The sequence below is a fragment of the Actinophytocola sp. genome (genome assembly GCF_049647105.1).
GTDB lineage: Bacteria > Actinomycetota > Actinomycetes > Mycobacteriales > Pseudonocardiaceae > Actinophytocola.
Window position 1 is genome coordinate 19,886 of record NZ_JBARWZ010000261.1, and the last position, 15,602, is coordinate 35,487.

At 65.4% G+C, this 15,602-nt stretch carries 9 protein-coding genes; 3 read left to right on the plus strand and 6 right to left on the minus strand.

Annotated features, from left to right (window positions below):
• Window positions 1-7: 7 nt before the first annotated feature.
• Complete coding sequence (locus WBA97_RS31175; protein WP_424234545.1) at window positions 8-382, minus strand: site-specific integrase; 375 nt, start codon at window positions 380-382, stop codon at window positions 8-10.
• The gene (locus WBA97_RS31180) at window positions 280-1,443 is read right to left on the minus strand and encodes a GP88 family protein (protein ID WP_424234620.1); all 1,164 of its coding nucleotides are present in this window, start codon (window positions 1,441-1,443) and stop codon (window positions 280-282) included. Before WBA97_RS31180 ends, WBA97_RS31175 begins: the two co-directional genes overlap by 103 nt.
• Window positions 1,444-1,643: 200 nt before the next feature.
• Here WBA97_RS31180 and WBA97_RS31185 point away from each other — a divergent pair, with 200 nt between their 5' ends.
• From WBA97_RS31185 to WBA97_RS31195, 3 genes are all read left to right on the plus strand, one after another.
• Window positions 1,644-3,002, plus strand: a complete 1,359-nt coding sequence (locus tag WBA97_RS31185) for a hypothetical protein (protein WP_424234546.1) — start codon at window positions 1,644-1,646, stop codon at window positions 3,000-3,002.
• A 566-nt stretch (window positions 3,003-3,568) separates the two neighbouring features.
• A complete protein-coding gene (locus WBA97_RS31190; protein ID WP_424234547.1) occupies window positions 3,569-6,961 on the plus strand; it encodes an AAA domain-containing protein in 3,393 nt (1,130 codons plus the stop codon).
• On the plus strand, window positions 6,958-8,766 hold the full coding sequence (locus tag WBA97_RS31195; protein WP_424234548.1) for a S1 RNA-binding domain-containing protein: 1,809 nt from the start codon (window positions 6,958-6,960) through the stop codon (window positions 8,764-8,766). Before WBA97_RS31190 ends, WBA97_RS31195 begins: the two co-directional genes overlap by 4 nt.
• A 134-nt stretch (window positions 8,767-8,900) precedes the next feature.
• Here the strand turns inward: WBA97_RS31195 and WBA97_RS31200 are convergent, their stop codons facing one another.
• From WBA97_RS31200 to WBA97_RS31215, 4 genes are all read right to left on the minus strand, one after another.
• Entirely contained in the window at window positions 8,901-9,209 is a 309-nt protein-coding gene (locus WBA97_RS31200; protein ID WP_424234549.1) for a hypothetical protein, read from the minus strand.
• 720 nt (window positions 9,210-9,929) lie between these two features.
• Entirely contained in the window at window positions 9,930-12,458 is a 2,529-nt protein-coding gene (locus WBA97_RS31205; protein WP_424234550.1) for a DEAD/DEAH box helicase, read from the minus strand.
• A 194-nt stretch (window positions 12,459-12,652) separates the two neighbouring features.
• The gene (locus WBA97_RS31210; protein WP_424234551.1) at window positions 12,653-14,347 is read right to left on the minus strand and encodes a hypothetical protein; all 1,695 of its coding nucleotides are present in this window, start codon (window positions 14,345-14,347) and stop codon (window positions 12,653-12,655) included.
• A gap of 183 nt (window positions 14,348-14,530) precedes the next feature.
• Window positions 14,531-15,520: a hypothetical protein gene (locus tag WBA97_RS31215; protein WP_424234552.1), complete on the minus strand. Its 990-nt coding sequence runs from the start codon at window positions 15,518-15,520 to the stop codon at window positions 14,531-14,533.
• Window positions 15,521-15,602: the final 82 nt, after the last annotated feature.

Consider the following 15,602-nt stretch of genomic DNA (forward strand, 5'->3'; position numbering starts at 1 on the left):
TCCTCCTTCAGTCGGTGGTCAGGCCGCGGTCCAGATGCCGACGCAGCATCGTGTTCATGAAGTCCCCGGACACTCCGGTGTAGATCGCCGTCGTGCTGGCGAACCGGTGCCCAACCTGTTCCTGGACGAACTTCGGGTCCGCCCCGTCCTCGATCAGATGCGTGACATGACTGTGCCGCAACGAATGCGGTACCAGATCCGAGTCCATCCCCAACGCGTCGCGGTAGAGCGCGAAACGCTCTTCGATCTCGCGAGGTCGCAGCCGGCCGCCGCGCTCAGTCACCCACATCGCCGGATGATCCGGCAGTCCGAATCGCGGCCGGACGTGGGCCAGGTAGTCCTCGACGGCCTCCACGGCCCACGGCATGGTGGAGGCCACCATCCGCCGCTTCGGCGGCGATCCTCGGGATCGCTTGCCCCAGCGCACGTTGAGCATCCCGAACTTGCCCAGTTCCGGAGCCTTCGGATTGCGGTACCAGTCGACCCGTTCCAGCTTGCTGGCCTCGGTGACGCGCAGTCCCCCATCCATAAAGGACTTTCAGGACCGTGGCATCGCGGTACGCGGTCAGCGCACCCTTGCGGCCGAGCCGCACCGCCCTCTCGACCTGGTCGTCGGCGTAGTCGAACAACGCCTGGCATTCCTCGCGAGTCAATGGCCGGCGACCTGGCCCGCCCTCGTAGTCCACCAGGTGCGCGGCGGTGTTCCACTCGTGCACGATCTGCACCGGATGCGTGCCGAATCGCGCTTCGCACTCGCGGGCCCAATCGTAGTGGGGCGAGGTGATGTAGTCGCAGAACATGCGGATCGCGCCCTGGTAGTTGCGCAGCGTCGACTCCGCCAGCGCCTGCTCCATCACCAGTTCCGCCGTCCACTCGTCCATGTGAACTGCGGTCCATTGCCACGGGTACTCGTTGGTGTACTTGACGAACCGGCGAACCACGCTCTGGCGGCTGTCGATCGTTTCCTGCCGCAGCTGTCGCCCGCCCCGTTGCTGCTTCTCCCAGCCGGCCAGCATCGCGTTCAGCACCGCGTCCTCGGGGTGCAGCAGCAGAACGCCGCCAGCCAGCTCCGACCGCGCCGAGCCGGGCGGCGGCTCGCCCCGACTGTCCACAATGCTCACCTTCCGTTCTCTGGAAGAATCTTGCATCAGATGGAAGGTCGAAAGCAAATCTGCAGGTGGGGACGTTGAGTCGGTGATGTAGTAGGTTGGCAGTGAAGTCCCAACGTCGCAGCTCGGGTACTGCGGATGGCTTTCGTTCGATGCAATTCCGCGTAGAGCGCGCGTAACAGACTGACGCGCAGACACCAGCTGATGGGCAGACCTTCACGTTCCTGCCATCCGGCAGCCGAGCCGCCAGCGCAGGCAAGGACCAGTTGTATATCCGCAGCGCCCGTAGTCGACGATTCTGTCGCAACAGCACAGTGCCTCCCCGAGGCGTCAGGGGAGGACACTTTGACCGTACACGAAACGAATCGGAGACGGGAGCGGCACGGCTCGTGGCCGCCACGGCGAGCCGTGAACGGAGGACTAGTTTAGGAACGCTGTTACGGGCATCGGCCCGCGATATGCCCGAGGCTATGAGGACTGCACCGCGGCGAGGCCGACCACGATGAGAACGTCCGTCGCGAGTAGCATTGTCCGATGCAGGCCCAGTTACCGGTGCATATCGGCCAACCGCGGAACTCTCTGCCGCCACGCTCGACCATCGACCCGTCGTCATCACTGACCAGTTACGAAGTGGAGTCGGCGGAAGCTGTCAGGCAGCCGTCGCTTCATGAGATCGACTGGACACAGTACGAGGTCGAGCCGCGGTGGTTGGAGTACGAGACGTCGGACTGTGTGGCCGCGCTGACACCCTGCTCCTCCCGTGGTGCGAGCGAACTCCAGCGCCTTATCGCGGGTTCGGCCGGACGAGGGGAAACCGTGCTGCTCGTCGATGTGATGGGAAACGTCGGCGAGATCAGGCGCAATGTGTTCGTGGACTACGACGCCTCGATCGACCTGCTGGACCACGAGACCACCATCGCCGGCTACCGGTTGCCGCGGGGAGCCCGCCCGGTACTCGCTGACGGGTTGAACGCCGCAGAGCGGGATCTGGGGTTGCGGCTACTCAACCGTCCACCCGACACGTGGTGGAAGCTGGAACGCCGAGGCGCCGGCAAGCACCTGGGTGGAAGAGGGTGGTACGTGACCGAGCCGGTAGGGGAGTTGCATCCGATCCTGCACGACTCGTTGGGCGCCCCCGTCGTCGCAGTGTGGGTTTCCCCGGACGAACGTCAGCGCTGGTACATCGTGCCGGACGGCACCGACTGGGACACGGTGATCGACTGGCTGGTCCTCCACGCCGTCCCCGCCTACGTTCCCGATGCGCCTCGGCGTCACCGACTGACTTCCGCAGTCGACCCTGACCTGGAGACGACGGCCGAGACCGAAGCCCGCGTCGCACTCGCCGATCTGGGGATTCGGTACGCTCGGGATAAGGCACTGATGGAACAAAACCTGGCCAACGCCCAAGCCGTCGCGGATCCCATCCGGAACGGACTGCTGTTCGGCACCGGCCCGATTCTGGTCGACGCGGTCGCCGAAGCACTGTCCGCCGCAGGGTTCGCCGTTGACGACGTCGACGCCAAGCTGGGCGCCACCAAGTCGGCCGATCTTCTGGTGACCTTCGGTCCATATCTTCGCCTGGTCGAGGTGAAGTCCGAACGGGGCAACGCCAAGGAAGCGCTAGTCGGCGACCTGCGGCGACACCTGGACACTTGGGGTGAACTCCAGCCCAACTTTCCAGTCGACGGTGGCACGCTGATCGTCAACCATCAGCACAAACTGCCACCCGGCCAGCGGCCCCGCCAGATCTATGGGCGCCCGGAGTTCGTCAACACGCTCACAGTGCCGGTCGTCGGCACCCTCGACCTGTTCGATTGGTGGAGGGCCAAAGACTGGGATGCCATCCGAACCGCGGTGCTAGGACCAGCCTTGACCGCCAACAACCAGCCCTAGACAGAGCTTGCGAGAAACCCAGACGTGCGGCTACGGCGACGCCACTGCAACGCGGCACCGGCACTTTCCTGGGGACGTGGCCGGGCTTCCGGATCCTAGACAGCTCCGACAGCCGGGCTCACGACGCCAGAATCAAGGCGTCCTGGATGTCGGCGGGATTGTCACGGCACGCGGCGTGATAGGTGATCGCTCGTGTCGAGCGCAGTGAGCGGGTGTACGACGAGGACGTCGTGGTTGGGGTCGGCGACCATAAGAACGAGGTCGCGGGCGTGTATGCCGGCCCTGATGGCGCACGGTGGCTGGGAGGGCGCGGTAGGGGTTTGGGCCCATCGCGAACACGTCGGCGTCGTCGTGGTGAGCCACAATGGACCCGCTGATGAGCGCGACGTGCAGGTGAGCGCCCGCCGACCAGCCCAGTGTCTCGATCGTAGCCCAGTTGGACACCGCCTGATGGTGATGCTGGGCGGCCGGTCAGCCCTACGACATGCGTCCCTGAGTCGGCGCCGTGGTCGGGTATCCTGATCAGCTGCTCCGTACGAACCATATTGCGCCTAGAAGGGACGTGGATGACGCGTCTGATCGCCAGCCGGTACGCCGAGATCGCGAACACCCGTCACGTCGGCGGTCAAGCGGAGGTCTTCCAGGCGGCCGACCTCCATCAGGGTGGCCGGCTCGTGGCTGTCAAGGTCGTGCCAGCTACGTCCGACGAGATCTACCGCATCTACTTCGAGCGGGAGACCGCAGCGCATCACAAGCTGGATCACCCGAACATCGTGTCGCTTCTGGACAGTGGGACCGACCACGACGCAGGCATGTACTACGTCGTGCTCGACTGGGTCCCAATATCGCTCAAACTTTACCTGGCTACTGTCACCGAACCTCCGGGCTGGGACGATGTCGCCGAGGTAATCGCCCTGCCACTTGCATCGGCTCTGGCGCACTCCCATTCGATGGCAGTTCTCCACCGTGACATCAAGCCCGGCAATGTACTCTGGGACGGCGAGAAACCGCTGCTCGCCGACTTCGCTCTCAGCAAGATCAAGGATCAGCTCGCGGGTGCAACCGACGCGACAGTCGCAGGGATGACTAGCGCCCCTTGGGCGCCCCCGGACCTTGCGTCGCGCGGCTCGACCAGATTCGACGTCTACAGTCTGGCCGCGACGCTCCTTCAGTGCGTCACCGGCTGGGAGCTGCGGGATTACCCGGACATCGCACGGGCGCTCGACGAGGCCGACGTCCCGCCTGCTGTCCTGTCGCTGCTGCGGCGGGCCCTTGACCCTGACCCGGCAAACCGGTCAGCGGACGGGCAGGTATTCCATCTCGAGCTACAGGCTATTCAGGCGGCTCGCAGCAGCAACTGGCACAACGAGAAGGTTCTGTCGTTCGAGCTTTCCGGTTCGGCCCGCCGATCGCTGGAGGCGGCGGGCGATGGCCGCTCCGCCGAGGCAGTCATCGCGGCGCGGCTGGGCTCGGCAACCCATGTGCTGCCTCGCTTGAGGAGTACTGGTGGGGGTCGCGTGACGCTAACCGCCGAAGAATTCCGCCTCGTCGGTGACCAGATCGAACTGGTCCTCGTATTCAAGAACGGTAATCGATTGCATTGCAATCGGGCCGAGATCAAGGACTTCGAAGAGCTGGAGCGGTGGCGTCAGGACGAGGACACGGTCACGCTGGATGGGCGGGACTTCACTTGGTCGGCGCTGCGGCCGGCTAACCCGCAGAGGTCCGCGGCGGCGGCCGTGGAGCTTCGCCTCCTGCTCGAGAAGGCGGTTCAGGACTCAGGCGATCGCTTCAGCGATCGCTTCAAGCAGGCGCGACTCGCCAACTGGTCACGGTTGATCGAGGCGAAGGAACTGCTGGAGAAACGGCTGGAGGAACCCGTCACCTACACTCGTGTCAGCCGCTCCGGTACCCAGTTCGCCCTGGAAACGGCAGTCCCGCTGACCGGCTCCTTCCTGGACCAACAGCGCATGGCCCGGCCGGCGGACGAGCCTACCAATCGTGGCGTCGCCGTGACGATCGTCGACGTCGACGCCACGGACGTGACGGTCCAGGCAACCGGGCCAGGAACCGACCTGCCCGACAGCGGAATGCTGGTCCGCGATCGCACCCCGTCACAGGCTGCGATCCGCCGCCAGAAGAGTGCGCTCGCTGCCCTCCGAGACGGCAGCGCAGCGCGGCCCCACCTCCGCGAGCTGGTGTTGGACCCGTCGGTGGCGCACCCGCCGGAACCCGTGGCGTTTCAGCCGCTGCGGCCGGATTTCGACGATGACAAAAAAGTGGCTGTATCGAAGGCGCTCGGGTCGCAAGACCTCTTCCTTGTCCAAGGCCCGCCCGGCACGGGAAAGACGTCGTTCATCTGCGAACTCGTCCACCAGTACCTCACCGCGCGCCCCGGCGACAAGGTGCTGCTCGTCAGCCAGATGCACGTCGCGATCGATAACGCCATCACCCGTCTGTACCGCTCCGGGGTGACATCAGTGGTGCGCCTGTCGAGCCGGGACGACAATGTCGACCCGGACGCCAGTCATCTCTTGTTGTCCAACAAACTGGCATCTTGGGCCGACGAGATCCGAGTCCGCGCCCGCACCGGCCTGGCAAGTTTGGCCGAACGCGAGGGCGTACATATCGACCATCTCTCCCTGGCACTTCGCGCCGAGGAAGCCCTGGCGACCCTGCGGCAGAGGAACGAAACTGCCGAAATCCTTGGTCCGCTCGATGACAACGACCGTCTCGACAACGAGGACCTGCCCGAGGACCGCGCCGAACTGCTGGCTGATTATCTGCGGGCAGCCGACCGGGCCGACACCGCTGCGAATGGGGTGCGAGCCTCTGCGGAGGACCTTGAGGTCGCCGTGCCGGAGGACCTCGATGAAGGCGAATTGGAGCAGCTCGTGTCGAGCCTCCTGGAAGGGCACGGCGCCGGCATGCGGCTCCGTGAACTGGTCCGGACCCAGGGTGACTGGCTGGCCAGCCTGAACGATCCGCGGGCCGCCGAGCCTATGTTCTTGCCTACCCAAAGTGTGGTCGCCGGCACCTGCATGGGGTTCCTCGCCAATCCCCACATTCAGAACATGCAGTTCGATCTCTGCATTATCGATGAAGCGTCCCGCGCGACCGCCCCCGAGCTGTTGGTGCCGATGACCCGCGCCAAGCGGTGGGTGATGGTCGGCGACACTAAGCAACTGCCGCCGATGGTGGAGGAGGTCTTCGAGCATCGGGACCTCGTCGACAGCTTCGATCTCGACAAGATGTTCCTGACATCGTCACTATTTGGCATCCTGCTCGGGGAGGCACCCGAGCCATGCATGACCAGCCTGGTCACTCAGCACCGCATGGCCGAACCAATCGGCGAGCTGATCTCGCACACCTTCTACGAGGGCACGCTTGTTCACGACCCCGTGCCGGTTTTCGATCCCAACACCGTCGATGACGGCGACCGCCTGGTGTGGTTCTCCACCAGTCGCCGCACCAATCGCCGCGAGAGCGCCCGACATCCAGGCAGCGCGAGCCAGTCGAACAAGCTCGAGGCTGAGAAGGTCGCCGAACTCGTCGAACGCCTCGACGCAGATACCGGGGCTGGCAAGTACGCCCGAGTTGATGGCGGCAAACTGGAGGTGCTGGTTCTCAGCGGATATCGGCGCCAATGCACCGAGATCGAACGTGCACTTAGACGTCTCAATCTGCGACGTGTCGCTGTCCAGGTCAAGACCGTAGACGCCGTCCAGGGCCGCGAGGCCGACGTGGTCATCTTCTCGGTCACCCGCAGCAACCTCACAGGTGAACTGGGCTTCCTCGCCGACCGCGGCCAGGAACGCGTCAATGTTGCCTTGTCCCGGGCACGCGAACTCCTCTGGATCGTCGGCGACTCCGAATTCTGCAGCAGCCGAGAAGGGCCACTCAAGAGGGTGCTTTCCCACATCACCTCGACCGCCAGTGGAAGGGTGCAGTACCTGTGAGTCGCGATATCCTCGCTGATGCCGCGCGTCGCCATGCTCACGCGCTTCCCGGGCACACCCTGCTGGCCGCGGAGCCGTGCGCGCTTCCTGCCTCCGCACTGACAGTCGATGTGCTGATCGAGCAGTCCGAAGATCTCGAAGCCGCACAGAAGTACACACTTCGTGCCTTGCTCAACGGCATTGACACCGTCGACGATCTGCAGCTGTTCCTCGGCCTGAGCGAGGGCGACACCGGACGGGCCGTCGCAGGTCTGCTCCTCGCCGAGTACGTTACCTACCAGCCACCCGCTCAGGGTGGTGCACGACATCTGCAGCTTCTGCCTGCCGGCCTAGAGGCCGCTCGCGACGCTCAGTTGCGCCGTCCGATGTCCACCACTATCCCGGTGGTTTATGACCGCCTCACCGGGACCGTGACGGACTGGCGGCGCAACTCCTTGCGCCGTTCCAGCCACGCGAAGTCTGATCCCGGGCGTATCCTGATGCCGCCCGCGAGCAGCATGTCTGTGCGAACCACCGATCTCAGTATTTCTGCCCTCACCAGAACCCTGGACCCGCGCACCCGCGACGGAGTGCGCATCCTCGGCGTCAGCGGAGTCACCGAAAACCGGAACTTCTACCGTGACGCCATCCTTCTGGTGTTCGAGGATGACGAGTCGAACACGCTGCGCCTCGGCGTCGACGTCGATGGCACGTGGAGTGAGCCGCACGCGGCGGCGCTGGAGGCGATCGACGCCGTCGAACGCCTGCGTTTGTCGGCGGCGCCGGTGGAAGATCCACACGAACCCGTCACCGATCCCGGCGCTCGTCTGGGCAAGGATGACGTCGTTGCGCTCCAGATCTCTGGAGAGCACGCGGCCGATGAGGACGAGACCGGTGCCCTTGAACGAGCTGCGATCCGCTGGTTGGGTGTTTACGAGCATCCGCAGTGGCTTGCCGACGCCGTGGCGAACTCGCAACGCCGTCTTTTCATCAGTAGTCCGCGGATCCGAACAACCGTCGCGAACGACCGGTGGATCCGCAGAATCGAAAGTCTGTCCGGTACCGTCGACGTGACGATCGTGTGGTGCCTCGACGACAACGATGGGACCGACCGAGACGCCCTCGACGCCCTGCACGCAGCCGCCCGCCGTGCCAACCGTCTCGGCATCATACGGGTCGACTACACCCGGGCGAAGGTGCTCGTCAGCGACTCCTACTACATCACGACCAGCTTCAACTGGTTGTCGTTCCGCGGAGAGCCGTCACGTATATACAGCCAACACCACGGCGACCTCGTCCAGGACCAGGTACTCGCCGACCGCGCCTACGACAAGTATCTTTCCGAGGCGTGCGCGCTCGCGACCGAAGTAGTCGGTACCCTGCCCGCCAAGTACCGTGACCTGGTCGGCGCTGGCGCTACCTGGGCGGACCAAGGGACGACTGCGCCGGGTCCCGTCGCGCCGCGGGAGCGCCGTCGGTCAGCGGAACCGTCACAGGCGGAACGCCGCAGAACTGCGCTCCGCAAGCTCACTGCGGGTCAGATGGTCTCGGGGGCTGTGAAAACTCTGACCACCTTTGGCGCCTTCGTCGACCTGGGAGAAGTCGACGGATTGATCCACATCTCGCAGCTCGCCGCTCACCGAGTTCAGCACCCGTCCGAGGTTCTCAGTGTCGGCGATACGGTTACCGTATTGGTGCTGGACGTCGACACTGAGCGAGAGCGTGTATCTCTCTCCCTGAAGGCGACCCCATCGGCCGGGTCCGCACCAAGCCGGCCGGTACCCGAGTCACCAGCTCCGCCTCGGGGGACGCGACAACCAGAATGACTTAACTCCCGCCGCACGCCATGCCGCCGGCTGCGGGACGGCATGCCCAGTCGCGGGTGCCGTGCCGAGGAACACCTAAGCTGAAAGAGTGCGTGCGTCTTACCCAGATGGGTGCCTACCACATGGGATTCACCCTAGGTACGTTGCAGGATCCACACGGTTATCCATGCGGTGACGATCGCGGCGAGAACGGCACCCGCGAGCGCCCCCCAACCAAGCCCCTTGCGGACAGCCCACCAGAAGTCTTGCCGATCGAGGATCAGATGTGGTGGCTCGTAGTTCTGCAGGGTGGCGATCCGGGTGTCGAGCCGGTCGATGGCGCGGTCGAGGGAAGACGTCCACGTCGAACTGTCCGGCGCTGCGCTGGTGGCGATCTCCCAGTCGTGGACGGTTCGTGATGTCTGGTCAGTGAGCCCAGACAATCGATTGAGCAGGTAGTCCAACCTGCTGAGACCGTCACTGTCGACACTCAGAGCGCGTGCTGCACCCTCGAGCCGGGGCGCAGTCTCTTGGAGGTGTACAAGCATCCGTGCCGCCGATTCCAACACGTAGACGGTCTCGGTGTCGATGGGGGGGCCTAGTGAAGCTGTCGTCGACCATTGAGCGTAGAAGACCGGCGATATCGCGGGGGACCTTGGTCAGTGCTTGAAGGATTTCCCCGCGGGTGTCGTTCACTGCCGCGGTCATCTGCGTCAGCAAGCTCGCGTCGTCGATTTCATCTAGCGCGCCGGGTGGCAGAGATTCCAGATCCTCGCGATCCCGTTTCCATCGCTGCAGCATCTCCACCGGGTACTTCTCGCGTGTAGCCGGTCCATCCACCGCGTCGTGGTGCTGCGCGCAGAGGAGGATGACGTTGTCGAAGCTCTTGAGCTGCGACTCTGGGATCCGGGCGTCGTACCGGGCGGCGCCGGGTCTGCGGCCGTAGATGTGAGCGATCTTGGCTGCCGTCTGCGCTTGCCCGTCGACCAGTAGAATGACTGGTTTCGTGCACCCTGGTTTGTAACAGCGCCCTCGGCAGAGCCGGAAGAGCAAGTACTTGGTGGCGGTCTGCGGTTCGCCGTAACTCATCCTGCTCCTTGTCACCCCGACACAGACCCGCCGGAGACCACGAGTACGGGGATCTGGTTATGACATTGGATTGCCTTGAAGGCAACCGGGGGTGGTCAGCGTGCTCGGCGGACTACGACCGAGTACGCGGCCACAAGGCGTTCGCCGGTCAGACGGTGGAACTCCAGCTGCTGTGCGACTGCCTGTTCCTCGCGCCACAGGTCCCGCCCCTGATACAGCGCTGTAGCGAACGCGGTCACCGCTGTTTTGAGCTCCTCGAGCTTGGTTGGGGTGATGACCCGCATGTCCGGTACCGGGATCGCCCGCGAGTCGTACACGTCGATCGGGTGAACCATGATCGGGACCCCGGACGTGCCGGGGTTGTTGTCGGTGTTCCACTGGACTCCGCCGCGCAACTGGTCGGCGTCCTTTTTCGCGATGCCTGTACAGGTCAGGTCTACGCCGGTCTTCAGCTCGATCACGGCGTTCCTGCCGGCGTTCAGCGCCCACAGGTTGTCCGGTCCGGTGCCGTAGAGCCGTTCCGGGCGTGTGCTGGCGAACCCCAGGTGCAGCCCCAGCTTCTCCCAGGCGGCTTCGGCCTGGTCGGTCCGTTCCTCGTCCCACACGATCTCGTCGAGCACGGTACGCATCCCGAGGACCAGGGCGGTGCTGTCGTCGTAGGTTGCGCCCAGGTAGTCCGCAGCTGCGCTGGCTTGCACAGCGGCCGGGCGGGTGCGGCGGACGTCGACGCCGACGGCAGGGCGCAGCACCATCGGGTTGTCCCGGATCGCGGCGCCGAGCTGCTGTTGGGCCGTCGCGGGGTCGGTGAAGTGCAGGTAGCCGGCCTTCTGCTCCCGGACCCAACCGCGCAGCGGGGTGTCGGTGATCCCGTTGATCGCCTGCTGGAGGATGTCTACGGCTTGGCTTGTCTGTCCGGTCGCGGCCAGGTCGAACGCCGTGCGCGCGGCGACCGCTTCCGGGCGGACGGCGCCGACGTTGTTGTAGCGGACCGGGGCCAGGGCAAGCTTGCTGCGCTGCACCCACTCTGGGTTGCGGTCCAGGCAGATCGTCAGGGCGCTGCGGATACTGTCGAGGCCCTGGCCGTAGAGCTGCATGGCGACGTCACGGCTGAGTTCGAGCTGCGCGCGGGTGGCCGGGGAGAACAGATCCAACCAGACTCGATCGTGCACCGCCATACCCAGACCGGCACCCAGCAGCAGTACTGCGCAGTGGTCGCTGACGTCGCGGACACCGCGGCCCATGCCCTGCTCGATACGCTGCACGTCACGGGCGCGGCGGGTAGGGCTATCGACCAGTGCGGCGGCCTCGCGCCGATCAGCGGCCGCCATCGGACGCGGAATGCCGTCAATAACCAGCAACTCACAGGCCTTGCCGGGCAGATCGATGCCGTCGTACTTGTTGACCAGCACTACCAGGCCGACGTGGCCGGCTCGCAGCTCGGCGACACCGCGTTCGAGGTCGTCAACGTAGTGGACGCGATCGGCCAGCGGACGCCACACGTTGGCCTGGGACGTGCTGGGCACGAGCACCACCACGTTGACCTGCCGCGAGTCCGCGACGCCGTCGCCGTCGCGGTCGCCGAGGGAGAACTGCTTGGCCAGCTGCCGTACCGCGTCGTCGTCGAGGGTCGGGTTGAGCTGCACCGGCGCGAGCACCAGGCGGTCACCGAGGTCGGCTGCGCTACCGGGTGTGACGACGGTTTGAAGGTTCTTTGGATCCGCCTTCAGGTTGGTGACCAGCACGCTGTCGTCGGACAGCGTCGCGGTTAGATAGACCCGCCGGCGCGCTGTGACGAACGACGGGATCTTCTCAATCGTCGGGCACGGCGGCTGGATCTCGATACCCCGGCTACTGACCGTGACGGTGCATAAGGCCAGGCAGTCAGCGATCAACGGCCACGGGAACTTGAATGCGTCGTCACGCGCGACCGCGTAGGGGTGCAGGAGCTCCCAGACCGCGGGCTGCTTGTCCGCCCACGCCCAGAACGGCACCCGCACGACGGCGCTGGCATCACCCTCGGTGATGTCCAGGCACGCCTTGCGGTTCTGTTCGACCAGGTCGTCGGCGAACAGGTCGAACAGCGGCATGAACGCGTCGTGGCCGGCGGGGATGGTGAGGCGGAACTGTCCTTCGGTCCTGGCCAGCGCCGCGTGCGCGTCGTCGACGACCACGACGCCGAGGTCGATCGGGATGTGGCGGCCACCCACGACACCGAACAGCGACTGGCCGTTGATCAGCTTCTCGAACGTCGTGACGAGAATGGCCTGTTCGGCCAGGAACCGGGGGTCGTCATGCCGTTCCGCGATCGGCAGTCCCAGCTTGGCGGCCTCCTCGCGAACTCGCGCGGCCAGGTAGGTGTCCGGCGCGAGGTAGACCGCCTTCCCCACTCGGGAGTTGATGGTGCTCTGCGCGATCAACAAGCCCACCACGGTCTTTCCGCCGCCGGTGTTCTGCTTGATCACCACGTCGCGGTCGTCCTTGCGGGCGTACCAGCCTTCCAGGGCCTCGTTCTGCTCGGCCCGGAGGTACGACCAGGGCTTGTTCGGCAGTGCCGCGAAGATGTCACGCGGCTGTACCAGCAACTGGGATGAGGACGAGCCGATCCGAGTCCAGTCCAACGTCACGTGGTACCCCTTCCGCAAAGACTTCGAGGTTACCGGCGCACCTGCCAGGCCCGGCGTCGGCCAGGGATACATCACCCCAACGAGTGAACCTGACGGGACAGACAGTCCCGGTCGGCTGACCGTGCTGGTCTCCGCCCCCGTCGGCCCGCGCAAGCGATGCTGTGTTCTGCGCGCAGAACGCCATGGCGCGTCGATCAGTCGGTGGTGCCTTCGTCCGTGCACGGGGCGGGGAAGGACGTCATCCGCCCCAGCACTATGGATCCGGGTTCGGGGCCGAGGTCGATGGGCACCAGCTGCTCACCCTCGGCGAGGGCCGAGGTGACCTCGTCGCTGTTGGTGATTCGAGCGCGGGTGAACGCGACGTAGAGCGGGTCGACGGGGATCGGCACACCAGCGATGGGCAGGGTCAGTCCGAGCATCTGGAAGTCCAGTCGGGCACCGTGCGCGGTTTCGAGGAACTCGAGGTAGGTGCGTGCCTCCTCGGCTGAGCTGATCTGGTGGCAGACCACGGTGTCCAGGGGCATCGGGACTTCCTCGCCGCGCAGCAGGCCGGCCAGGGTGGCGACATTGCGGTGGTCGCGCGGTGTCCAGGTGATCGGCAGAGTGATGACCACGCCGAACTCGTCGCGTAGCTGTACGACGTCGCGCAGGGTCGCGACGAGTGGAGTGAAGTGGCCGGTGGGTTGCCGGTCGGGGAGGTCCAGTTCGATCAGTTCGGAGCTGCCCTGCAGGGTCATCGCCATGCCGGTAGTGCGGTCGAGAGCGTCGAGGACCTGCAGGGTGCGCAGTAGGGCCTCGGGGTCGACGGACGCGGCGTGGTCGTGATCGCGGGCTCCGTACTGGAGCAGCATGGCGACGTAACCGCCGTGCTCGGCGTCGGTGTCGTCTTTGGTGTCGGGGCGGTCGACGCGGAGTCTGATCCGCAGCATGCCGGTGGAGTCGGTGCCGTGGACGTCCATCCCGCGGCCGCCGACGGTGGCGTGGTGCAGTGTCAGGTGCAGGGGGCGCCCGAGGCGGCCGTCTGTGTCGCGGGGGCGCAGCAGGGCGGGGCGGGGGAACCCGTCGGTGACGCGCTGGCCGGGCAGTACCATCCCCACCTGCTCCCACGGCAGGTTCAGGGCAACTAGCGCGTCGTTGTCCACGTGAGTGATGTAGCCGGGTTCGACGACCGCGCCGGCGCCGTAAGCGATGGCGTCGGTGATTGCGGCGTGCGTGTGCGCGCTGGCGGGGTCCTCGTCGTTGATGTCGAGGTGGACGACGACACGCTGGGGTGGGCTACTCGGTTTCGGGAACACGGAGAGGCCGTGCCGGTCGCCGTGGGAGACGAAGTTCATGCCCCAGATCGGCGACAGCTCGTCGACACGGCCACGCAGCACCTGCAACCGAGCCAGCAGGTCGGGCGCGCCGCCCAGCAGCGCGGCCTGCTCCTTGTCCATGTCCCTGAGCAGTTCGAAGGCCTCCTGGTGGGGTGTGGTGAGTACGTAGCGGGCGATGTCTGGACGCGCACTGAGTTTGCTCTCCAGCCAGCGCACGTCGTGGAAGGCCATCGGGAAGGGGTATCGGTTGGAGAGGCTGGCGAACCATTGCCGATCACGCGGCGTGGCGTGCACAGGCGCGACCAGCACCCACGAGCGCGGGTTCTTCGCCGCGGCGCGCTGGAGCGCGTGGACCACCTGAGCTCGCTGGCTCTTGCCAAGCTTGGTGAAGCTCTTGAACTCGACCGCCTGGCCTAGGTCCTCTATCCAAGCATCAATTCCGCCGTCGCCTCCGGCGCCGTTGGTGGTGGTCACTCGATCGCCGTAGACGCTGTGCAGGATCAGGTCGAACAGCTGCTCTGCTTTGGCGGGTGACTCGCTCAACTCGTTCCACGGGATACGCACGGACCTCATCTTTCCCGGTTTGTTCGCTCCGGGAACCGCCGGAGAAGCCACTGCGAGATCACCGCCAAGTCGGGTCTGTCTTTGGCCTGGCCGCCAACCCAGATCCTCGTGCGCTGCTCAGTGTGCATGGCCCGATTGTGGTGGTATCTACTCCATAGTGGACTGGGACCTGGACTACGACACCCCCGCCGGTCACCGGTCGGACCACCCCGCGACGACCTCGGCGCCGGCCAGGTCGGGGTTGGTGAGGTCGTCGCGGGTGATGGTGACTGCTGTAGCTTTTCCAGCTTTGCTGGCGGTGGGACCGGGGAAGGCTCGGACACCGAGGAAGTAGACGCGGACACCCGCCAGTTGGACGTAGGGCGGCCAAGCCCCGTCCGGGCCGTCGGTGGGGAACTGGAGGAGTTTGTCGGTCATGTTGAACACGACGAGGTAAGCGACGTTCTGGTTGTAATCGTGGGCGTACTTGACCACCTGATGGACGCCGCGAGCGAGATAGGACTTCCCGCGGTTGTCGAACAGTTTACCCTCGCAGATCAGCGGATCGTCGGTGTCGATTTCACCGACGAGGTCGGCCTCGCCGGAGGCCGACCTGGTTTTAGCATGGGTGACGTAGCCGCCGTCCTGGAACAGGAACCGCTGGAGGTTGAGGTTGTAGACCTCCTCACCGTTCGGCGTGTCCGCCTCGAAGGCGGCGTGGAGCCGATCGCGGTCGAACCATTCGACGATGTGGACGTAACGCTCCATGACAAACAGCACGCTGCTCTGGTCGCCGACACGCTCGTCGAGGTAGTCGATCAGCGGCTGGATCACCTGTTCGGCGAACATCTGCCACATGACGGTCGGGCCGCCCTGACCGAAGCCGACCCCGTAGGCATAGTGCATGGAGAGTTCTTCGCCGTTACCGGACGTGTCGGCGGCGGCATGGCGTTTCATCAGGGCCCAGACCAGCGTGGCTCGACCATCCTCGGTCCTGCTGGGCCAGGTGAGGTGACCGCGCCTGTGGCTGAAGCTGTTGTGGAAGGCGTCGGCGTCGAGGTCCGGTTCCATCGAGGCCGCGCTGGCGAGGATGGCCCGGAGGGCTGCCTGTCCCTCGATCCACTCGGCAACTTGGCGGACCTCGTACGAGGCCGAACTGTACGAGGCGGTCATCAGCTTCCGGAATCGTTGGCGCAACTTCACCTGAAGATCCTGTTGGTACCTCACCACGACAAGCCCTTCATCGCCTGGTCAAGCTGTCGTTCAAGATCAGCACCGAGTTTCT

Coding starts and splice junctions, on each gene's coding strand:
- WBA97_RS31175 (WP_424234545.1), bottom strand. CDS start 382: ATGGTGGCCTCCACCATGCCGTGGGCCGTGGAGGCCGTCGAGGACTAC.
- WBA97_RS31185 (WP_424234546.1), top strand. CDS start 1,644: ATGCAGGCCCAGTTACCGGTGCATATCGGCCAACCGCGGAACTCTCTG.
- WBA97_RS31190 (WP_424234547.1), top strand. CDS start 3,569: ATGACGCGTCTGATCGCCAGCCGGTACGCCGAGATCGCGAACACCCGT.
- WBA97_RS31210 (WP_424234551.1), bottom strand. CDS start 14,347: ATGAGGTCCGTGCGTATCCCGTGGAACGAGTTGAGCGAGTCACCCGCC.